The organism is Sphingomonas sp. Leaf20 (genome assembly GCF_001421535.1).
In the GTDB taxonomy this organism is placed as follows: Bacteria; Pseudomonadota; Alphaproteobacteria; order Sphingomonadales; family Sphingomonadaceae; genus Sphingomonas.
Genome location: NZ_LMKN01000001.1, coordinates 648,454 through 669,974, shown reverse-complemented (window position 1 = coordinate 669,974; position 21,521 = coordinate 648,454). Strand labels below are relative to the sequence as shown.

The following is a 21,521-nucleotide window of genomic DNA, read 5'->3' as shown; positions in this document are numbered from 1 at the left end:
GACGACAGGGCTGATCCGTCTGCCGGCCTTGTCAGGCGCGGCGCAGGCGGATCAGGCTGCCCATTTCGCAAGCCAGTCGGCGAGCGCTTGCGGTCCCATCGAACGCGCATCGGCGAGTTCGGTCTCGTGGCCGGCGTTCAGCAGGCGGTTGGTGCGCGGATCGACGATCAGGACGGCTGGTACGCCCTTGAGACGTCCCTGAATCCCGTAGCCCGACGCGACCTGCCCATTCTTGTCGAACCGACCGATGTCGACCGTGACGACCACGAAATGTCGCGCGACGAACCGCTTCATCTCGGGAAGCTCGATCGTCCCTGCGAGCAGCCGGCAATCCAGGCACCAGTTGCCGCCGAGATCGATCAGCAGACGCTTGCCTGCCTTGGCGGCGCGCATACGTGCCGCCGCGATCTGCGCGTTCGCGTCCGCCTTCTCGTCGTTCGGGAGCGGAAGCGGGGTCGGCAGCCTTTCGAAGCTCGTCGTCGCGACATGCGGGGCGACGATCTTCGCACGCGGTGCGGCGGGCGCGGCAGCGGCGGTGGCGAGCAGCGCCAGGATCGCGATACGGCGAAGGCGCATCAGGACTGTCCCCCGATCACGGCGTTGAGGAAGTCCGGGAAAGGACCGTTCCACGCGCTGTTGATTGCGTCCGGCGCAGGCTCGCTCTGATATGCGGGGGATGCGGGACGGGCAGGCGAAGCGGCCGCCTCCGGGCGACCGCGTTCGCCGCGCTTGCGATCGGGGCGATCGCGCCGGCTATCACGCGTCACGGCCGGATCGCGCTCGACCGGCATGGTGTCTGCGCGCACCGCCTCGCGGACGTCGTCGGCGCGATCTGGCGCGACCGCCACGACCGGTTCGACGGGCTGTGACCGCGTCGGGGCCGGCTCACGCGACATGACGGGCTGTGCGGCGGGAACCGGTTCGTCGATCGGCGTCCGCTGCCAGCGTGAGCGCTTGGCCGGCGCGGGGACCGGCTCGGGTGCGGCCGCTTCGGCTGCAGCGATGACCTCGGCCTCGACCGCATGCGCGACCGTGTCGGCGTGTGGCACGCGGCGCGAGCGTGACCGCTCGCGGCGTGGTGCCCGATCGTTCTCATCGGCGGTGTCGGCGACTGGGTCAGCGACAGCGCTGCGGGCCTCTGTAACCTTCAGCCGCTCGATCGTCTGCCCGGTCAGCTTCTCGATGTTCTGGATGTTCTCCGAATCATCGGGTGCCACGAACGTGTAGGCGGTGCCCGTCGCACCCGCGCGACCCGTGCGACCGATCCGGTGGACATAGTCGTCGGGGTGCCACGGTGCGTCATAGTTGAACACCGTCGACACGCCCTTGATGTCGAGGCCACGCGCAGCAACGTCGGAGGCGACCAGCACGGTCACCGCTCCCGTCTTGAACAGCTCCAGTTCGGCGAGACGCTGCGGCTGTTCCATGTCGCCATGGATCTCACCGGACTTGTAGCCGGCCTGTTTCAGCACCTTGTTCAGATCGCGGACCGTCGTCTTGCGATTGCAGAAGATGATGGCGTTGGTGACCTCGTCCTGCGCGAGGATGCGGCGCAACGTCTCGCGCTTTGCCGTCTGGCTCGCGACGGGGACGAGATACTGCTTGATGTTGAGGTTGGTCGAGGCCGGACGCGATACCTCGATCGTCTTCGGGTTCGACAGGAACTTGTCGGCGAGCTTCTTGATCGGGGGCGGCATCGTCGCCGAGAACAGCAGCGTCTGTCGCGACTTGGGCAGCTTGGTGCAGATCTCTTCGATGTCGGGGATGAACCCCATGTCGAGCATCCGGTCGGCTTCGTCGATCACCAGCAACGAGCAGCCGTTGAGCATGATCTTGCCGCGGCCGAACAGGTCCATCAACCGGCCGGGGGTCGCGATCAGCACGTCGACGCCCTTTTCGAGAGCGGCAAGCTGGTCGCCCATCGACACGCCGCCGATCAGCAGCGCCATCGAGAGATGCGAATTCACGCCGTATTTCTCGAAATTCTCCGCGACCTGCGCCGCCAGCTCGCGCGTGGGCTCGAGGATCAACGATCGCGGCATCCGCGCGCGGCTGCGGCCATGCGCGAGAATGTCGATCATCGGCAGCACGAACGACGCGGTCTTGCCGGTGCCCGTCTGCGCGATGCCGATGATGTCGCGCATCATCAGGACCGACGGGATCGCCCCGGCCTGGATCGGCGTCGGCTCCGTATAGCCGGCGTCGGTAACCGCCTTCAGGAGTTCTTCGGAAAGGCCGAGATCGGCAAAGCTCATTTATATGTCCGGGAAAGCGAGGGCGCGCATATTCCCTCAGGCGCTTCGCCGCTCGCGGATTTACGGCAAAATGTCAAGGAAAGCGGCTGGTGTACTTCTGAAAACGCGCATTTTTCGCGTGTGAGCTAGCGTTTGGGGGTCAACGTCTTGAAATCGTCGATCTCGCAACTGCCGCCCGACCGCATCCGGATGGCATCCCGATCGCGGCAGATCAGCCCATCCTCGCCCGGTCGCAGATAGAAACCCGAATAGTAATCGAGCGGTCTGCAGTCCCCATCGAGCTTCGCGCGCAACCGGCGGCCGTCGTTCATCAGCAGGTCGACGGCCTGTTCGTCACGCAGCACGGCGCCCGCAACATCGCCGACCACGATGCATTTTGGCCCCTTATGCTCCTTCCAGCGCCGCGGCACGGACATCGGCACGCGGCCGGGTTGCGGCTGGGAGCGGCGGAGCATGCGCGGCACGCGGATGATGATCCGTTCATGGATCGACGTCTGCATGGCAACCGGCAGGACGCCGGCGCGGGGTTCGGACGACGCCGCGACGCTCGCCGGAGCGGCGACGGCGAGCAGCGCGGTGCGGAGCAATGCCGCGGTGTGAAATCGAGGGTGGGCCATGAGTCGTTTGCAAGCGTTAGGGTGTAGCGTTGAACGAGAGGTGAATTGGGTTTAGCCGCGCGTCGATGACACCCGCACAGTCCCACATGCTCGAAGCGCTGTCACGGCAGCTGGACCACAAGTCGATTATAATCGATCCGTCGGATATCGCGCCCTGGCTCGTCGACTGGCGTGGGCGTTTTCATGGCGCGGCGCCTGCGATCCTGGCGCCGCGCTCGACCGAGGAGGTCGCCGCGATCGCCGCCGCCGCGCGCGACCACCGGGTGCCACTCGTGCCGCAGGGGGGCAATACGTCGATGGTCGGCGGCGCGACGCCGCCTGCCGATGGTGGAGCGTTCCTGCTTTCGATGCGACGCATGGCGCGGATCCGCGCGGTCGATGCGGATGCCGGGCTCGCCATCGCGGAGGCCGGCGTGATCCTCGATACGCTCGACATGACGGCGCGCGATCACGGTCTGCGCTTCCCGCTGACGCTGGGGGCACGCGGCAGCGCGACGATCGGCGGGCTCGTCTCGACCAACGCGGGCGGGACGCAGGTCCTGCGGTTCGGCACGATGCGCGGGCTCGTCGCCGGTGTCGAAGCCGTGCTGCTCGACGGCACGGTGCATGACGGCCTGTCCGCCCTCAAGAAGGACAATCGCGGCTATGACATCGATCAGTTGCTGATCGGATCCGAGGGCACGCTCGCGATCATTACCGCGGCCACGCTGCGACTGGTGCCCGCAGTCGCAGCCCGCGCCGTCGCGTGGATCGGTCTCAGCGGGCCCGATGTCGCGTTGCGGCTGCTTCGCCGGCTGCAGGCGGCGACCGACCGGATCGAGAGCTTTGAAATCCTGCCGGCAGAGACGCTTGCCGCCGCGATCGCGCATGATCCTGCGGCCCGCGCGCCGCTCGACGGCGATCACGCGTGGCACGTGCTGGTGGAGGCAACCGCGCCGTCGACGGAGGGTGAGTCGCCAGCCGCGCTTCTCGAGCGGCTTCTGGGTTCCGCGCTCGAGGCTGGCCTGGCGGAGGACGCGGTGATCGCCGCCAGTGAGGCGCAGGCAGCAGCGTTCTGGCGTATTCGCGATTCGCTGTCGGCCGCGGAGCGCGCGCTGGGGCCGGCGACACAGCACGACATCTCGATCCCGGTCGACGCGATGCCGCGGTTCATGCTCGACGCCTCCGCCGCATGCGAGGCGCGATTCCCTGGGGCACGCGCCAGCGGCTTCGGGCATCTCGGTGACGGCAACGTGCATTTCCACGTCCGCGCGCCAAAGGGCACCGATCCCGCACGATGGTACGGCGAGGACGCGGCGGTCGTGACGCGTTTCGTCGACGATCTGGTCGTCGCGGTCGGCGGATCGATCTCGGCCGAGCACGGCATCGGCCAGATGAAGACGGGCGAGCTGGAACGTCTCTCGTCGCCGGCCCGGATGTCGATCCTCCGCTCGGTCAAGGCGGCGTTCGACCCGCACGGGTTGCTCAACCCTGGCAAGCTTGTCACGCTTGCACCCGCCCGCGTCACACCATAGAGCCTCGCGCCAATCGCCGGCGTCCTGGCGGCAAGATTCTCTCACGACTTACTGGAGACCCATGATGGCCAGCGCAGCCCAGCTTCCGCTTTTCTACAACGGCCTCGAGCCGCTTTCGAGCGATACGCATGCCAAGTACAAGGTTCGCCCGCAGGACAGCGCACCGTTCCTCGTCGGCCAGCATGCGGTGCCGATCACCGTCGACGAATTCCCGCTGGTCCAGCGTCACATGCCGATCGTCTTCTCGGTCGGCGACGATGCGATCCCGCTCGCGCTGATGGGCCTGAACGAGGGCGTCAACGTCTTCATGGGCGATGACGGCAAGCTGACCGAGAACACCTTCTACGTGCCCGCTTATGTGCGCCGTTATCCCTACATGCTCGCCCGCCTTCACCCTGACGCGCAGGAGCTCTCACTCTGCTTCGATCCGACCTCGGACGCGCTGGGCGAATCCGACGAGGGCGATGCGCTGTTCGAGAACGGCCAGCCGACCGAAGTCACCAAGGCGATCCTCGCGTTCAACGAATCGTTCGAACAGGCTGGTGCCCGCACGCAGAACTTCATGAAGGAGCTGCGCGAGATGGATCTGCTGATGGACGGCGAGGTCTCGATCCAGCCCGACGGCGCCGACCAGCCTTTCGTCTATCGCGGCTTCCAGATGGTCAACGAAGAGAAGCTGATCGACCTGCGCGGCGACACGCTGCGCAAGATCAGCAAGTCCGGCATGTTGCCGCTGCTCTACGCACACCTGTTCTCGCTGTCGCTGATGCGCGACATCTTCGCGCGTCAGGTGCAGCTCGGCAAGACGCCCCAGCCACAGCTCAACGGCTGACGAATTGATCGCGGCGGGGCGGGGGTTACCGCTGCGATCGATTTTTTTGGGCGGAGGGTTGAACCAAAACGAGGCTCACCCATTTTATCCCTGTACGGCATCGTGTCCCCCCCTTTCGCGGCGCCGTACGGTACGCTTCTAGCGTACCTCCTCCCTGAACCTAGGCCACCTCGCGCTACCATGTGCGAGGTGGTTTTTTTTGGTCTGCGGCCCCCGGCCTATTCCGCCGCCGCCAGCCTGGGTGTTGCCTGAGCCTCGTCGCCCAGCGCCGCGAGCATCGCTTTCAGCAGGTGCACGACCCGGTCGAAACCCGTACCAAGCCCATCGAACTGCCGATCGAGATAGAGCGATCGATCGAACTCGAGCTGCAGGGCATGGATCCCGGTCGACGGCCGTCCGTGGCGCTCCAGAATGTGCCCGCCGGCATAGGGGGCGTTGATCGCGACCGGCAGGCGCGCATCCTCTGCTTCGGCCTGGAGCCGGGCTACGAACCGCGGCGCGGTGCTTCGGCCGAACCGGTCGCCGATGACCACCCTGGGCGGTGGGTTGCCGCCGTTGCCGCTTGCCGACAGCGGCGGCATGGAATGCACGTCGAGCAGCACAGCGATCCCGAACCTGGCGTGCGCGGCGGCCAGCGCGTCACCGACCGCGGCATGGTAGGGGCGGTAAGCCTGTTCGATCCGGCGAACGATATCGGCGTCGGTGAACCGTCGCCGCCACAGGTCGCTGGCGGCACTCGCGCGACGCGGTACGAGGCCGAGCCCACTACGCAGCTTGGCGGAGGGCTTTGGCTGAGCGGTCGGGTCGGCGCCTTCGTCGACGCGCGGGTCGCGTTCCATCTCGCTTCGGTTCAGGTCGATCCAGGCGCGTGCGCGCGTCTGGACGATCATCGTCTCATCGCGTCGTGCGGCGATCGCGACGGCGTCGATGCGTCGATCCTCCAGCGTCATGACTGCCGAGAGCGGGACGCGCAGTGCCGTCACCAGCTCGGGCGGATACTCGCGTCCCGCATGCGGGACCGAAATCACCACGGGGCTGATCGGCGGCGTCTGGCCGAAGCGGTCGAACGAGGAGTCTGGCATCGCATACAGGGTAGGGGGCATCGTGATCGCGGGCAAACGATCTGGAAATCTTAACCGATTCTGGGGTAACGCGGCGCCTCATCACGGGAATATATCGATGTTGCGAATCCTGCTGGCCGAGGACGATCAGGTCATGCGTGAATATCTGACGCGGGCGTTGCAACGCTCGGGCTATGCCGTGACCGCGGTCGATCGCGGGACCGCGGCGATTCCCCTGCTTGAGACGGAAAGCTTCGACCTGCTGCTGACCGATATCGTCATGCCCGAGATGGACGGCATCGAACTCGCGCAGCGCGCTGGCGAGATGTGCAAGGATCTTCGCGTGATGTTCATCACCGGCTTTGCCGCCGTCACGCTGAAGGCCGGAAAGACGATGCCACAGGCGCGCGTGTTGTCGAAGCCGTTCCACCTTCGCGACCTGGTGGCGGAGGTCGATCGGCTTTTTGAAATGGATAATGTCACCGGCTTGAATTGAGCGCTTGCACCCCGCGGAATCCTCGCCTAGTGGAGCCCTCCGGCGGGCGTGTAGCTCAGTGGTAGAGCACTGTGTTGACATCGCAGGGGTCGCAAGTTCAATCCTTGCCACGCCCACCATTGAAAGCCCCGGGGGTCTTCGGACCTCCGGGGTTTTTTCGTTTTACAGCATGTCGCGCACGAGCGCCGGTCAGGACGCCGGGTACCTTGACAGGCCATGGCCCGCGCGTAGGGCTTGGAGCCATCACAAACGCTCGTGCGGCGTGGATGACGGTGGTGCCCGGGCCATGGAGCCAGGCGGCGCGCCGCGATCGTCGCTGCGCGGGCTTCTGCAGGGTATTCAGCATGACCGACGATCCGATCATCATTGCCAGCTTTGCTCGTACGCCGATGGGCGGGTTTCAGGGCGCGCTTGCGAACGTGTCCGCGACCGAACTGGGAGCCACCGCGGTCAGGGCCGCGGTCGAGCGTTCGGGCGTCGACCCCGCGCTGATCGACCGGATCTACATGGGGTGCGTCCTGCCGGCCGGGCTGGGTCAGGCGCCGGCGCGTCAGGCGGCGCTCGGCGCAGGCCTGCCCGACTCCGTCGAGGCGACCACCGTCAACAAGATGTGCGGGTCGGGGATGCAGGCCGCGATCATGGGGTTCGAGGCGCTCAAGGCGGGTACCGTCGACGTCGTCGTCGCGGGCGGCATGGAAAGCATGACCAACGCGCCGTTCCTGCTCGCCAAGCATCGGTCCGGGGCGCGGATCGGCCATGACGTCGTGTCCGATTCGATGATGATGGACGGCTTGGAGGACGCCTATGAAAAGGGCAAGCCGATGGGGGCGTTCGCCGAGGACACCGCGGCGATCTATCAGTTCACGCGGCTCGAACAGGACGCGTTCGCGCTGGAAAGCCTGGCGCGCGCGACCGCGGCGGTCACCGACGGGCATTTTCGCGCAGAGGTCGTGCCGGTTACGGTCAAGACGCGCAGCGGGGATGTCGAGGTGGTCGAGGACGAACAGCCGGGCAAGGCCAAGCCGGACAAGATTCCCGGGCTGAAGCCTGCTTTTGCAAAGGGCGGCACGATCACCGCGGCGACGTCGGCGTCGATCTCCGATGGTGCGGCTGCGCTCGTGCTGACCCGTTCGAGCGTTGCCGCGAAGCTTGGTCTTTCGCAGGAGGCGCGGATCGTCGCGACCGCGGCACACGCGCATGCGCCGGCCCAGTTCACCACCGCGCCCGTATCGGCCATCCGGAAGGTTCTCGATCGGGCCGGATGGCGCGTCGAGGATGTCGATCTGTTCGAGGTGAACGAGGCGTTCGCCACGGTCGCGATGATCGCGATGCGTGAACTCGGCATCCCGCGCGACAAGCTGAACGTGAATGGTGGTGCCACCGCGCTCGGTCATCCGATCGGTGCCAGCGGTGCGCGGATCATTGCGACGCTGGTCGCCGCGCTGAAGGCGCGCGGGCTGAAGACCGGCGTTGCCGCGCTTTGCATCGGTGGCGGCGAGGCGACCGCGGTCGCCGTCGAACTGGTCTGATGGGGCAGGGGGCGCCGCTGCGTGGCGGCGTTCCCTCGGACGTGAGAACGAGCGACCTTTAATTGCGCAAAGGGGGTTTCGCGGTGCGGTGCGAACCGGCATGCGCCCGGGGATGATCAGACCCGCGTTGCGTGCCGCCGCCGCCCTCCTTTTGTCTCCTGCGCTGATACCCGCAGAAGGTGTCGCGCAGACCGCTCAGGCCGGTGAACCGTCGCCGATCGCGACGCGTGCCGACGAGCCGCCCGTTATCCTGGTCACGGGACGGGGCCTCGGCACGGCGCCCGGCGATCGCGCATTCGACATCGTCACGATCGACCGCGACCGGATCGCGGCCAATGCGACCAATCGTCTCGAGAGCGTGCTGGCCGATGTCGCAGGCCTTCAGCAATTCCGACGCTCCGATTCGCGAAGTGCGAACCCGACGAGTCAGGGGATCTCGCTGCGTGGGATCGGCGGCAACGCGTCGAGCCGTGCGCTGCTCGTCTTCGACGGCGTTCCCCAGGCCGATCCCTTTGGCGGCTGGGTGGCATTTCCCGCCTATGCGACCGGACGGCTGGGACAGATCCGCGTCACGCGCGGTGGCGGCAGCGGATATCAGGGGCCGGGCGCACTCGCGGGCACGGTCGAGCTCGAAAGCGCGACACCCGACCAGCTCGCGCCACTCGAGGCGCGGATCGCCTATGGCAGCCGCGACGCGGTCGACGCGCAAGGCTCCGCATCGCTGGTCCGCGGGGCCGGTTTCGCGGTCCTGTCCGGTGCGTATGCGCGGGGCGACGGCTTTACCCCGACCGTTGCGTCATCGCGGGGGCCCGTCGACCGGCCTGCGCCGTACGAACAGGCATCGGGCGCGATCCGCACGGTGGTCGGGCTGGATTCGACCACCGAGCTTCAGGTGAACGCCAGCGCGTTCAGCGACACGCGCGACCGCGGGAGTGATTTCACCGCCAACCGCAGCGAGGGCGCAGACGCCAGTGTCCGGCTGGTGGGACGTGGCCGCTGGGGCTATTCGCTGCTCGGCTATCTTCAGACCCGATCGTTCGCGTCGAGCTTTGGCAGCATCAACGCGACACGCACGACGACGGCCCAGTCTCTCGACCAGTACAACACCCCGGCAACCGGGCTTGGCGCACGCATGGAGATCGCAGCGCCACTCGGCGAAGCGGTCACGGTGCGGATCGGTGCCGATGTGCGCGACGTGCGGGGCAAGACGCAGGAGCTGTTCTTCTTTTCAGGGGGCAATCCCACCCGGCGTCGCGAGGCGGGAGGCCATTCGGTGACCTCCGGCATATTTGCCGACGGCAGCGTCGTTGCCGGCGACCTGACCTTCAGCGCGGGCGGGCGGATCGACTGGTGGCAGATCGAGGACGGCTATCTTTCGGAGCGCCCCGTCGCCGGCGGTCTGCCGCTTGCCAACCTCCGCTATGCGAATCGCGATGGCAGCGAGCTGACGGGGCGGGCGGGTATCGCCTACACGCCGACGGACGCGGTCACGCTGCGCGTCGCAGGCTATCGCGGCTGGCGGCTGCCGACGCTCAACGAGCTGTACCGACCATTCCGCGTCGGCAACGATACGACCGCGGCGAATCCGATGCTCGCGCCCGAGCGTCTGACGGGCGTCGAGGGGGGCGTGACGCTCGCGCCCGTACGCGGTGGAACGCTGTCGGCGACCTATTTCTACAACCAGCTCGACGACGCGATCGCCAACGTGACCTTGTCGACGACCGCGACCAGCGCGTCGCGCGTCCGGCGCAACCTCGAGGCCATCCGTGCGCATGGCTTCGAGCTCGATGCCGCGTATCGCCCGGGACCGTTCGGGCTGCGGGCGTCATGGTCGCATGTCGTATCGCGCGTCGACGCGTCGGGGGCTGCCCTGCCCCTGGACGGGCTTCGTCCCGCGCAGACACCGCGCGATCAGCTGTCGGGCACGGTCGACTGGCACCGCGACGCCGCCGCGCTGTCGCTGACGCTGCGCCATGTCGCACGCCAGTTCGATGACGACCAGAACAGCCGCAGTCTCGATCCTGCGACGACGATCGATGCCTTTGCCGCAATGCCGCTGACCCGCGCGCTCACGATCGAAGCCCGCGCGGAGAACCTCCTCGACAAGATCGTCGAGGCGGGGATCAGCAGCGGTACGGTGGTCGAGCGCGCGACGCCGCGCACTGTATGGCTCGGGTTGCGCTACGCGCTTCGATAGCACGCATGCGGCGTGCTCCCGGGAGGCGGTGCCGTCGTGGCCGGGGCAGAGCCACCGCTCGGATGGGCGTGAACCCGCACCGCCGGGGCCGAAGGTCATCGACGATGCCGCGCGACCGCACTATCCCGCGCGGGTGATCGACATTCCTGCCCCGCTCCGCCTGCGCCTCGACGGCGACGCTCTCGTCCGCAACTGGCAGACGCTCGACCGCATGAGCGGGACCGCCGCCTGCGGCGCGGCGGTCAAGGCGAATGGTTACGGGCTCGGCGCGACGCAGGTCGCCGCCCGTCTCGCAACGGCAGGCTGTCGCGACTTTTTCGTCTCGAACTGGCAGGAAGCCGCCGAACTGGCACCGCTCGGCCTGACCGTCTCGGTGCTGCACGGCCTCCGCGCCGAGGACATGCCCGCCGCGCTCGCAGGCTTTGCCCGCCCCGTCCTGAACACACCCGCGCAGGTCGCCCGGTGGAAAGGCGCCGGTGGCGGGGCATGCGACGTAATGGTCGACACGGGCATGAACCGGCTCGGCGTTTCGGCGGACGACATCGCGGACGGACTGCTCGACGGGCTCGCGATCGAAACGGTGATGAGTCACTTCGCTTGCGCCGACGAGCGCTCGCCGATGAACGCCGTCCAGCGCGATCGCTTCGCCGCGTTGAGCGGGGCGACAGGCGCGCGGCGAATGAGCCTGGCGAACTCCGCAGGGATCGCGCTGGGGGAGGGCTATGCGTTCGATCTCACGCGCCCCGGACTTGCACTCTATGGCGGCGTGCCGCGGGCGGAATACGCAAGCCGGATAGAGACGGTGGCGAGTCCCGAAGCGCAGGTTCTGCAATGTCGCACGGTGCCGGCCGGTCAGACCGTGGGATATAACGCGACATGGACCGCCTGCCGCGACAGCATCGTTGCGATCGTCAATCTCGGCTATGCTGACGGATATTTTCGAGGGTTCTCGGATCGAGGAGTGGCGCTTGTGTCCGGCAATCCTGCCCCCGTTGTCGGGCGCGTGTCGATGGACCTGCTTGCCATTGACGTCACCGATGCCGGGCCGATCGCGGAGGGCGAATGGATATCGCTCGACTTCGACCTGCCGACGGCAGCCGCCAGCAGCCAGATGTCGCAATATGAATTGTTGACGAGCCTGGGCAGCCGGTACGATCGCTTCTGGACTTGATCCGGTTCGTCGCTTTCGTCGCGGTGACAAAAAAAACGGGCCGCCTGACTGGAGGCGGCCCGAGTATACAACGATCCGTGTCTTAGAACTTGGCTTCAAACCCGGCGTACATGAACCGGCCGACATTCTCGTAGATGCCCTGGGCTCCCGTCGTGCCGGTGAGGTCGTAGGGCGGCTGGCGATCAAAGACGTTGTCCATGCCGGCGTAGAAACGGAACTTTTCGTTCACGTCCGCGCCAATCCGGACGTTGTGGTAGGTCACGTCGGGATAGAAGACGAACGGGAACGCATCCGGATCGCGAGCGGGACGGCCCTGAACCGAGTTCTGCGTTTCATACTCCGCGGCGACCGTCTGCTTGCCGATATAGCGCATGTTGTAGTTCAGATCGAACACGCCGAAATCCACGTTCGTCGTGAACGACCCGGACCATTCGGGGTCACCGACTTCGAACTTCTGCTGGTCGATGAAGGTCGGCGTATTGATGTCCGTGTAGTTGTCGCGATTGATCAGATAGCTGACGATGCCGCGCACGGTTACCTTGGCGCCTCCGATATCACGGCTGTAGCTCAGGTCGGCGTCGATACCGGAGGTCTTTTGCTTCGCGAAATTGAAGGGACCCGAAAGGAACGACTGACCGGTTGCCGGGAACGACACCTGTACGCCGCCATTGGTCACGCCGGTCTGGCCAGCGAAGGTACCATTGGGGTTGCGCGTGAGCGCGGCGCAATACTGGTTGTTGATGCCGCTGGGGCTGTCATAGCACTGGTTGATGATCGTTTGCGGCGCGAGCGCGAAGATCACGTTGTCGATCGTGATGTTATAATAATCGACGGACAGCGTCAGGCCCGGGATTGCGCTCGGCTGAAGGATGAAGCCGCCAGTAAAGCTGTCGGCCGTTTCCTCGCGCAGGTTCTGGTTGCTGCCGTTCAGACCACTGATGCCCGCCGTAGGGACATTGGTGAAAGGTTCGGTAATGCCGTTGAAGGTCTGCGTCGTCGGAACACCCGCGGCGGCGCAATTGGCCGTGCGATTGGGATTGTTGCGGATGTTGTTCTGGCTGCAGGGGTCGACCAGGCCGTTCAGGAATGTCTGGCTCGGGGCAGCGAACAGATCCGACTGGGTGGGCGCACGCACCGCGCGAGCATAGCTGCCGCGGAACCGGACGTCGCGGATCGGCGACCAGGTGAGACCCGCGTTATAGGTGTAAACGGTTCCGGTCTGGCCGATGTTGTAATTCGAGATACGACCCGCGCCATCGATCGTCAGTTCGTTGAAGAACGGAACGTCCTTCAACAGCGGGATACGGATCTCGCCGAAAGCTTCCTTCACCACCTGCGCGGGCGGATCGAAGACCGGAATGGCGTTGAGGAATGTCGCGCCGCTCCGCGTGACCTCGTCAAATGCCGAATAGGCGGTCTCACGCCGATATTCGCCACCGATCGAGAAGGCGACCGGACCGCCCGGAAGCTCGAACAATTGCGACAGGTCGCCCGATACGAATGCCGTCGCATCGTACTGGTCGGCTTTCTGTCGGCGGCTGGAATTCACCACAAAGTAGTTCAACGCTTCTGCGCTGGGCGCGCCGAGCCCGAACAGGTTCACAGGGACGCAGCTCGCGTCGTCATTGCCCGTGATGCCGTCGGCGTTGATGCCGCAGACGATGTTGCCGGCGGCGTTACGAACCGCGTTTTGCGAGTTGCGAAACCGCTCGACATTCACGTTGCCGCGCGTCGTGTAGAATGTATCGAGATGCCCGTAGTTGAACGACGCTTCGTAGCGCCAGTCGGTGTTGAACGTGCCCTCGACGCCAGCGACGATCCGATAGGTTTCCCGCCGATGATTTTCGCCTCGTGCGCCGAAGTCGACATTGATCCGCTGCGCCGTGAACGACGTCGCGCCGGGTGCCAGCGTCTGCGCCAGGACCGAGCGTGCCTGATCCGTCAGGAACGGGTTGTTGACGCTGTAGAGCGCGGGCAGTGTGCCCTGAAGAAAGGTCGGCTGACCCTCCTGAATGGCATCGATACGAACATATTTTGCTTCGACGAAAGGACGGAACGCGTCGGAGACGTCATAATGCGCCAGGACGTTCGCCGAATAGCGCTTCACGCCCGGCTGAAGCTGGCCGGTCAAACGCTGCGTCGAACCGAGCCCGCCAATGGCATTGCCCGAACCAAATGGTCGGAAGTCCTTGACGACGTTGTTCGGGACGAGGTTCCCGCCGTTATCGAAGACGAAGACGCGGCCAAGTGCTGCACCGGTGTTGCTGGTTTCGCCGGTGCAATTGAAGGCGCGTCGCGCTGCGTTGGCGGCATTGCCTGCCACGGCCGTTGGGCAGGCAGACGTTATCGCGCCGCCCTCGGAGATCGCGATGTTGCGTACGTTTGTCAGGAAGGTCGTGTCGGGAACGCCGTTGCCGCTGCCCGGTTCGTTGAGCACGTTTTCGGTCAGGTTGAACTGACGACGCCCGTCGCTGTACCGCCGCCGGTCGGTAAAATAGAGAGGATCATTCTGGCTGTATTCGAGCGACGCTGCGATGTTGCCACGATCGTCCGCGAAATTCTTTCCGCCCGTGATGCTGCCGAAGTAGGAAGGCCGATCGCCGCGGGGCGTGATGCCGCTCTGCCCGCGTATGCGCAGACCGTCATAGTTGCGCTTCAGGACGAAGTTGACGGCGCCTGCGACGGCATCCGACCCGTAAACTGCGGAATTACCGCCCGTGACGACGTCGACGCGTTCGATCAGGTCGACGGGAATCGTGTTGATGTCGACATTTGCGTTGCCAGGCGTCGTCGTGACGTGACGACGGCCGTTGACCACCACGAGCGTTCGATTGGTGCCCAGGCCGCGAAGATCCAGGATGCTTACGCCTGCGGTACCGATGTTACGCGTCGAGTTGGAGCCGCTGAACGTCGCGCGCAACGCGGGCAGCTTGTTCAGCGTGTCGCCAAGCGAGACGTCGCCGGTCTGCGTCAGTTCCTGCGCGCTAAGCGACGTAATCGGTGATGCCGAGTCCAGGTTTGGGCGCACGATACGCGATCCCGTCACGACGATGACATCGTCCGCAGGCGCCGCTGCGGCTTCTTCCGCGACTTGTGTGCCTGTCTCCATCACGGTGCCGTCGGTGGCGGACGGTGCTGTCTGTGCCTGTACTGCTGCTGGCAACAGCACGCCGGATGCGAGGATGGTCGCCGTAAGAAAATTGCGCACTTTTAACAATTATGGTCCCCTTTGGTCGGCATTTTTGCCGCTAGGGGATCACAAAACGCCAAAAATGCGTTTGGGTGCAAGGCCGAAGGCGGCGAAACGATAGGAACGGGACAGGTTTGGTTTTCAATTGTGACAAAAACGTCACGATTCCGTCATGTTCGTTTCACCTCCGTCGATTTGGCTTAGCCGATTATCGCTCGAGACACATGGCGATGCCCATGCCGCCGCCGATGCACAGCGTCGCGAGCCCCTTCTTCGCATCGCGCTTGAGCATCTCGTAGATCAGCGTGGTCAGCACGCGTGCGCCGCTCGCGCCGATCGGATGACCGATCGCGATCGCACCACCGTTGACGTTGACCTTGTCCGCGTCCCAGCCAAGTTCCTTGCCGACCGAGAGCGCCTGCGCGGCGAACGCCTCATTGGCTTCGATCAGGTCGAGATCGCCGATCTGCCAGCCGGCCTTCTCGAGCGCGCGCCGGGTCGCGGGGACCGGGCCGATTCCCATGACCGAGGGGTCGACCCCCGCCGACGCCCAGCTCCGGATCGTCGCCAGAACGGGCGTGCCGCGGCGTTCGGCCTCGTCGCGGCGCATCATCACCAGCGCGGCCGCACCGTCGTTCAGGCCGCTCGCATTCGCCGCGGTCACGGTGCCGTCCTTCTTGAACGCGGGCCGCACCCCCGAAACGCTTTCGATCGTCGCACCCGCGCGGATATATTCGTCGTCGGACACCACGACGTCGCCCTTCCGACCCTTGATCGTCACCGGCGCGATCTCGTCGGCGAAGCGCCCGGAACTGCGCGCAGCCTCTGCCTTGTTCTGTGAGCCGACCGAAAAGGCGTCCTGGTCACCGCGCGTGACCTGATATTGCTCGGCAAGATTTTCTGCCGTGATGCCCATGTGATAGCCGTTGAAGACGTCGGTCAGCCCGTCGCTCACCATCGTGTCGACGAGGCTGAGATTGCCCATCTTCTGGCCGCCGCGGATCGACTGCGCATGCGCGGAAAGCGACATCGATTCCTGTCCGCCGGCGACGACGATCGTCGCATCGCCCGTCTGGATCGCCTGGCACGCGAGCGCCACCGCGCGCAGACCCGAACCGCAGACCTGATTGACGCCCCATGCCGGAACCTCTTTCGGGACCCCCGCCGCCATCGATGCCTGGCGCGCCGGGTTCTGCCCCTGCGCGGCGGTCAGCACCTGCCCAAGGATCACTTCGGACACGTCGGCGCCTGCGACGCCTGCCTGTTCGAGCGCGGCCTCGATCGCGATCCGGCCAAGCTCGTGCGCCGGCACCGCCGCGAACGCGCCCAGGAAACTGCCAACGGGGGTCCGCTTGGCCGCGGTGATGACGATGTCGTTCGGGCTGCTGGTCATGACGGGTCCTTTCGTTTTGTTTTATGTAGGCGCCTCGAGCGCGCCAATCCAGTTCGCCAATGGTTCCCAGAGCTGATCGCGCGCCTTGCTCCCCACGATCATCCCGACATGCCCCGCAGCGACGTCGCGGCGGTCGCATAGCCCCGCTGCGGTAGCGGCAGGTACGATCGCATCGTTCCGCGAGACGAACTCGACGGCGGGGCAGGACAGCGCGGCAGGATCGATACGGCGGTTGCCGATGCGCCACAGGCCGCGTCCCGGAAGATCGGCGGCGATCATGTCCTCGAATAACGCTGCGGCGGCGGCGCGCGGCAGTGGTGCACCGCCATTCGCCCAGTCCTCGAGCCGGACGAACGCACGCGCCTCGTCGCTGTCGGGAACGAGATCGGCAAAGGCCGCATATTTGGCAATCGTCTGCGCCGGCGCGAGCCGCCAGAACCCGCTTTGCAGCACCTCCATCGGCAGGAGGTCGAGCGCCTTTGCGAAGGGTTTGGCCGCGCGCCATAGCCGCGCCATGTCGGCGCGGGCCGGGTCGCCATATCCCGCAAAATGCCATGGTGCAGCGATCGTGGCGAGCCCGGCCAGGGGCATCGCCGCGGCTGCTGCCATCGCGAGCGTCCCGCCCAGACAATAGCCCACCACGACCGGCGGCGTCGCGAAACGCCGCAGCAGCGGCACGAGCAGCTGCTCGACATGCGCGGTCAGGTCGAGATGGCTATCCGCATCGCCCGGATTTCCCCAATCGACGAGGCAAGCCTGCCACCCTCGGTCTGCCAGCCAGCGCATGAGCGACGTCCGTTCGGACAGGTCGAGGATTGCCGCCGGGTTGATGAGCGACGGGACCACGACGATCGCCGGTTTCCCCGCCGATGGTTCGCCATAGCTCCGCAGCGTCACCCGCCCCATCGCGTCGAGCATCGGGCGGGCGGGCATCGGCGCGGCGCGGGGTGCCGACTGGAATGCCCTAAGGCCCGCGAGCGCGGCGGTCCGTGTCGCCGCCGATGCTGCGGTTTCGCTGCGCAGCATTTTGAGGAACAGGGGCAGCGGGCGTGGACCATGTTGCGGCGCAATGTCAAAGCGCGTAGCGTTCGGTCTAGTCACGTGGAGGGGCTGCATATGAAGAAGCAAGGCACGGTAGACGGGCTTGTCGTCATCAAGAAGTACGCCAACAGGCGACTGTATAATACCGAGACGTCATCGTACATCACGCTGGAGCATCTCGCGACGATGACGCGCGAAGGGCGCGACTTCAAGGTCGTCGATGCCAAAACCGATGAGGATATCACGCACAACGTCCTCACGCAGATCATCATGGAGGAGGAAAGCCGCGGCGAGACGATGTTGCCGGTGAATTTCCTCCGTCAGCTTATCTCGATGTACGGCGACTCCATGCAGAAGATGGTGCCGGGGTATCTCGAGGCTTCGATGGACAGTTTCCGTCGTAATCAGGAACAGTTCAAGTCTGCGGTCGAGGGTGCGTTTGCACATTCGCCGTTTGCCGACATCGCCAAGCGCAACATCGCGATGTTCGACGTTGCCGCTCAGGCGTTCGCACCCGCAAACGGCGCCGCCGTGCCGGGCGCTGCGCCAGGGACCAAGCCCGCAGCAAGCAAGGACGACGAGATCGCTGCGCTGCGGTCGGAACTCGCCAATCTCCAGGACAAGGTCGAGAAGCTCGGATCCTGAAATGGCGATGGGTCTGTGGGCAGCGAGCGGCGGGTGTGCCGCGCTCGCCGTGGCGGCCGGGCTGGGTGCGCGCCGCCGCCGCTTGCGGCGCGATCCCGATGCGGTCGGCTGGATCGACTGGCCGACCGTTCAGATGGTTGCGCTCATTGGCCTGGCCGTCACGGTGGGGCTGATCTTCAAACGATAGCGCGCGACGGCCGGCGCGCGGTCGGGCCAGATGCTGCGCCCGACGCCAGCGCTTGCTCGACGCGCGCGTCATCGCTGTCTAGACGATGCGGCAACGACAGGGGATTCAGCATGGACGCGTTGGTGAGCACCGAGTGGTTGGCGAACGAACTGGGCGCGCCCGATCTGCGGATCGTCGACGCGACCTATGCCGAGGGACGCGATGCTGCCGCGGAGTTTTCCGCAGCGCATATTCCCGGCGCGGTGTTCCTGAACCTTGCCGCATTGCGAGATACGGCCAGCGACTTGCCGAACATGCTGCCCTCGGCCGAGAAATTCGGCGCCCTTATGCAGGCGCTCGGGATCGGCGATGGCGATCGCATCGTCATTTACGACACGTCGCCCTGGCATACGTCAGCGCGTGCCTGGTTCATGCTGCGGCTGTTCGGCGCGCGCGACGTCGCGATTCTCGATGGCGGGCTCGCCAAATGGCGCGCGGAGTCACGCGATGTCGAGGCGGGCATCCCGGCACCGCGAGCGGCCCGCTTTACGGTCACCGAAGACCGAAGCGGGGTACGCAGCCTCGGCCAGATCAGGGCAAATCTCGACGGTGGCGGGGAGCAGATACTCGACGCCCGGTCCGCGGCGCGGTTCACCGGCGCCGAGGGCGATCCGCGACCGGGCACGGCGGCCGGTCATATTCCCGGATCGGCCAATCTGCCGCAAACCGCGCTGTTCAACGCCGACGGAAGCTGGAAGACGGGTGACGCGTTGCGCGCGGCCTTCGACAGCGCGGGGGTGGACCTTGGCAGACCGATCGTCACGACATGCGGGTCGGGGATCACCGCCGCGGTGCTCGTCTTCGGCGCGCATCTGCTCGGCCACGATGCTGCGCTATATGATGGAAGCTGGTCGGAATGGGGCGGCGACCTCACGACGCCCAAGGCGGTGCGCCACGACGGGGGCGACCAGTGAGCGACACGGACAAGCGCGTCGGCGACGCCACGAAGGTCGTGCTGGCGGGGCGCCGCGCCGAATGGACACGCGGCGTCGGCGAGGGGGCGATCGTCAGCCCGCCCGTGTGGCGCGCGTCGACGATCCTGTACGACTCGGTCGCGCACCTGCGCGACAGCGCGACGCGCGACACGCACCACAGGCTCTTCTACGGGCGCAAGGGCACGCCGACGCAATGGAGCCTTGCCGACGCGCTCACCTCGCTCGAGCCGGGTGCGGAGGGGACCTTCCTCTATTGCTCGGGTGTCGCTGCGATTGCCGCGGCGTTGCTGTCCGTGCTGTCGCCGGGCGACGAACTCCTGCTGGTGGACAGCGCCTATGATCCGACGCGCGGGATGGCGAACGGGCTGCTCAAGCGGTTCGGCATCACCACGCGCTTTTACGACCCGCTGATCGGCGCGGGTATCGCCGACCTCATTGGCGATCGGACCCGGGCGATCTTCATGGAGAGCCCCGGCTCGCTGACGTTCGAGGTGCAGGACGTCCCCGCGATCGTCGCCGCAGCGCGCGCGCGCGGCGTCACGACGTTGCTCGACAACACATGGGCGACACCGCTGTTTTTCCCGGCGATCCAGCACGGCGTCGACCTGACGATCCTTGCGGGGACCAAATATGTCGTCGGTCATTCGGACGTCATGCTCGGGTCGGTAACCGCGGGCGCGGGTCATTTCGCACGACTGCGCGAGACGAGCTTCCAGCTCGGGCAGGTGGCCAGCCCCGACGACTGCTGGCTCGGCAGTCGGGGGCTGCGAACGATGGCGGTCCGTCTCGCGCAGCACCAGTCGAGTGCGCTCCGGATCGCGGCGTGGCTTCGGTCGCGTCCCGAGGTTGCGCAGGTCCTGCACCCCGCGCTTCCCGACTGTCCCGGGCACGCGATCTTCGCGCGCGACTTCAAGGGTTCGAGCGGACTCTTCTCGTTCGCGTTGAACGGCGGCAGAGACGTTGCCCGCGCCGCATTGATCGACACGCTGCAATTGTTCGGGATTGGCTACAGCTGGGGCGGGTTCGAAAGCCTCGCCATCCCCGTCGATCCGCATCGCTATCGCAGCGTCACGCGGCGCGAGGCGGCAGGCCCGATGGTTCGTCTGCAGATCGGCCTCGAAGACCCGGACGACCTGATCGCCGACCTCGACGCCGCCCTCGCTGCGTACCGTCAGGCGCTGGCCTAGGTGATTGGAGCCTCGTGCGAGCGGGGCGCGCCCATCAGGGACGGGTCCGCGATATAATATGATAAACTAAGGTAGAGTGTGGTGATTGCGCAACATATGCGCGTCAATGCTGGGCCGTACGCAATATACCTTGTGCGCCGCACCATGCGCTGTCACAGATTGGTCACCGCAGGAAAGACCAGGCTCGGAGGCTTCGCCTCGATAGACATGGCGTCCGCGGTTGCAGGCGGGGACATCGACTTCCGGTTTCGAAAGGGAAACGATGCGCTTCTCCACTCTTCTCCTCGGCGGCGTTGCGCTGGCCGCCGCCACGCCCGTCTTTGCCCAGGACACCGCGCCGCCAAAGCCGGTGACCGTGTCTGGCTCGGTCGGTCTCGTCAGCGATTACCGCTTTCGCGGCGTATCGCAGTCGGATGAAAATCTGGCCGTTCAGGGCGGCATCACGATCGCGCATGAAAGCGGGATCTACATCGGCACCTGGGGGTCCAACCTCTCGGGCTGGGGTACGTTCGGCGGTGCCAACATGGAGCTCGACCTGATCGCGGGGTACAAGGTTCCCGTCGGCGGCGGCGCGCTCGACGTCGGCGCGACCTGGTACATGTATCCCGCCGGATTCGACAATACCGACTTCATCGAGCCTTATGCCAAGCTGTCGGGCACCGTTGGCCCCGTCGCACTGCTCGCCGGCGTCGCCTACGCGCCCAAGCAGCAGGCGCTTGGTCCCTGGTACACAAACGGCACCTCGGCGGCGAACGGCGTCTACGACCGGGTCAATGCCAAGGATGACAACCTCTATCTCTGGGGCGATGTCAGCAGCGGTATTCCGGACACCGGCCTGACCGTGAAGGCGCATGTCGGCTATTCGAACGGCAACAAGGGCCTTGGTCCGTTCGCGACCAGCGTGTCGCCGACCGGCGAGTATTTCGACTGGCTGTTCGGTGCCGACTATGTGATCCCGACGACCCCGCTGACGCTCGGCGTGGCCTATGTGGATACCGACATCGGCAAGGGCGAATCCGCCTATCTTCAGCCGAGCTTCAGTCGTGGCCAGGACGGTGTCGGCTCGATCGCCGGAGGCAAGGTCGTCGTATCGCTCACCGCGGCGTTCTGAATGCACGACCGCGCATAGCGTGCGTTCCGCACCCCATTGCGGCACCCCGTTGTGGCGGGGTGTTGCACGGGGGGCGGTGACGGTCGCTCCGGAAAGGCATTCTCGTCTTGTGGGGGTGATC

Annotated in this window: 18 protein-coding genes and 1 tRNA gene; 12 read left to right on the top strand and 7 right to left on the bottom strand. The window is 65.9% G+C overall.

Annotated features, from left to right (window positions below; all coding sequences use genetic code 11):
- Positions 1-51 precede the first annotated feature (51 nt).
- The 3 genes from ASE72_RS03220 to ASE72_RS03210 form a co-directional block, all read right to left on the bottom strand.
- Entirely contained in the window at positions 52-576 is a 525-nt protein-coding gene (locus tag ASE72_RS03220) for a thioredoxin family protein (protein WP_056016571.1), read from the bottom strand.
- Positions 576-2,255 (bottom strand): DEAD/DEAH box helicase, encoded by a 1,680-nt coding sequence (locus ASE72_RS03215; protein ID WP_235532202.1) that lies wholly within the window; start codon positions 2,253-2,255, stop codon positions 576-578. The genes ASE72_RS03220 and ASE72_RS03215 overlap by 1 nt, the downstream gene beginning before the upstream one ends.
- A 125-nt stretch (positions 2,256-2,380) precedes the next feature.
- On the bottom strand, positions 2,381-2,872 hold the full coding sequence (locus ASE72_RS03210) for a hypothetical protein (RefSeq protein ID WP_056016568.1): 492 nt from the start codon (positions 2,870-2,872) through the stop codon (positions 2,381-2,383).
- 65 nt (positions 2,873-2,937) lie between these two features.
- Here ASE72_RS03210 and ASE72_RS03205 point away from each other — a divergent pair, with 65 nt between their 5' ends.
- Complete coding sequence (locus ASE72_RS03205) at positions 2,938-4,386, top strand: FAD-binding oxidoreductase (RefSeq protein ID WP_056016565.1); 1,449 nt, start codon at positions 2,938-2,940, stop codon at positions 4,384-4,386.
- Positions 4,387-4,450: 64 nt separating this feature from the next.
- The gene (locus tag ASE72_RS03200) at positions 4,451-5,218 is read left to right on the top strand and encodes a SapC family protein (protein ID WP_056018828.1); all 768 of its coding nucleotides are present in this window, start codon (positions 4,451-4,453) and stop codon (positions 5,216-5,218) included.
- A 218-nt stretch (positions 5,219-5,436) separates the two neighbouring features.
- On the opposite strand, the gene ASE72_RS03195 is transcribed toward ASE72_RS03200, so the two are convergent.
- Positions 5,437-6,321 (bottom strand): N-formylglutamate amidohydrolase, encoded by an 885-nt coding sequence (locus ASE72_RS03195; RefSeq protein ID WP_056018825.1) that lies wholly within the window; start codon positions 6,319-6,321, stop codon positions 5,437-5,439.
- A gap of 76 nt (positions 6,322-6,397) precedes the next feature.
- Between ASE72_RS03195 and cpdR the strand changes: the two genes are divergently transcribed.
- The 5 genes from cpdR (at position 6,398) to alr (ending at position 11,672) form a co-directional block, all read left to right on the top strand.
- Positions 6,398-6,775, top strand: a complete 378-nt coding sequence (cpdR, locus tag ASE72_RS03190) for a cell cycle two-component system response regulator CpdR (protein WP_056016562.1) — start codon at positions 6,398-6,400, stop codon at positions 6,773-6,775.
- A gap of 44 nt (positions 6,776-6,819) precedes the next feature.
- Positions 6,820-6,894: transfer RNA gene (locus ASE72_RS03185), tRNA-Val, on the top strand.
- Positions 6,895-7,119: 225 nt separating this feature from the next.
- The gene (locus ASE72_RS03180) at positions 7,120-8,304 is read left to right on the top strand and encodes an acetyl-CoA C-acyltransferase (protein ID WP_056016559.1); all 1,185 of its coding nucleotides are present in this window, start codon (positions 7,120-7,122) and stop codon (positions 8,302-8,304) included.
- 112 nt (positions 8,305-8,416) lie between these two features.
- Positions 8,417-10,501 (top strand): TonB-dependent receptor, encoded by a 2,085-nt coding sequence (locus ASE72_RS03175; protein WP_056016556.1) that lies wholly within the window; start codon positions 8,417-8,419, stop codon positions 10,499-10,501.
- A gap of 142 nt (positions 10,502-10,643) precedes the next feature.
- Positions 10,644-11,672 carry an alanine racemase gene (gene alr, locus ASE72_RS03170; protein ID WP_056018823.1) on the top strand — a complete coding sequence of 343 codons (1,029 nt, stop codon included), beginning with the start codon at positions 10,644-10,646 and terminating at the stop codon, positions 11,670-11,672.
- Positions 11,673-11,754: 82 nt separating this feature from the next.
- On the opposite strand, the gene ASE72_RS03165 is transcribed toward alr, so the two are convergent.
- The 3 genes from ASE72_RS03165 to ASE72_RS03155 all read right to left on the bottom strand — a co-directional run bounded on the left by ASE72_RS03165 (position 11,755) and on the right by ASE72_RS03155 (position 17,281).
- Entirely contained in the window at positions 11,755-14,880 is a 3,126-nt protein-coding gene (locus tag ASE72_RS03165) for a TonB-dependent receptor domain-containing protein (protein ID WP_235532201.1), read from the bottom strand.
- A 190-nt stretch (positions 14,881-15,070) separates the two neighbouring features.
- Entirely contained in the window at positions 15,071-16,255 is a 1,185-nt protein-coding gene (locus ASE72_RS03160; protein WP_056016550.1) for an acetyl-CoA C-acetyltransferase, read from the bottom strand.
- A gap of 21 nt (positions 16,256-16,276) precedes the next feature.
- Positions 16,277-17,281 carry an alpha/beta fold hydrolase gene (locus ASE72_RS03155; RefSeq protein WP_056016547.1) on the bottom strand — a complete coding sequence of 335 codons (1,005 nt, stop codon included), beginning with the start codon at positions 17,279-17,281 and terminating at the stop codon, positions 16,277-16,279.
- Positions 17,282-17,371: 90 nt separating this feature from the next.
- Between ASE72_RS03155 and phaR the strand changes: the two genes are divergently transcribed.
- The 5 genes from phaR (at position 17,372) to ASE72_RS03130 (ending at position 21,400) form a co-directional block, all read left to right on the top strand.
- Positions 17,372-17,941, top strand: coding sequence for a polyhydroxyalkanoate synthesis repressor PhaR (phaR, locus tag ASE72_RS03150; protein WP_056016544.1), 570 nt, complete (start codon positions 17,372-17,374; stop codon positions 17,939-17,941).
- 1 nt (position 17,942) lies between these two features.
- The gene (locus ASE72_RS03145) at positions 17,943-18,128 is read left to right on the top strand and encodes a hypothetical protein (protein ID WP_056016541.1); all 186 of its coding nucleotides are present in this window, start codon (positions 17,943-17,945) and stop codon (positions 18,126-18,128) included.
- 110 nt (positions 18,129-18,238) lie between these two features.
- Positions 18,239-19,081 carry a 3-mercaptopyruvate sulfurtransferase gene (gene sseA, locus ASE72_RS03140; RefSeq protein WP_056016538.1) on the top strand — a complete coding sequence of 281 codons (843 nt, stop codon included), beginning with the start codon at positions 18,239-18,241 and terminating at the stop codon, positions 19,079-19,081.
- Complete coding sequence (gene metC, locus ASE72_RS03135) at positions 19,024-20,289, top strand: cystathionine beta-lyase (protein WP_082445755.1); 1,266 nt, start codon at positions 19,024-19,026, stop codon at positions 20,287-20,289. Before sseA ends, metC begins: the two co-directional genes overlap by 58 nt.
- Before the next feature lie 262 nt (positions 20,290-20,551).
- Entirely contained in the window at positions 20,552-21,400 is an 849-nt protein-coding gene (locus tag ASE72_RS03130; RefSeq protein ID WP_056016532.1) for a TorF family putative porin, read from the top strand.
- Positions 21,401-21,521: the final 121 nt, after the last annotated feature.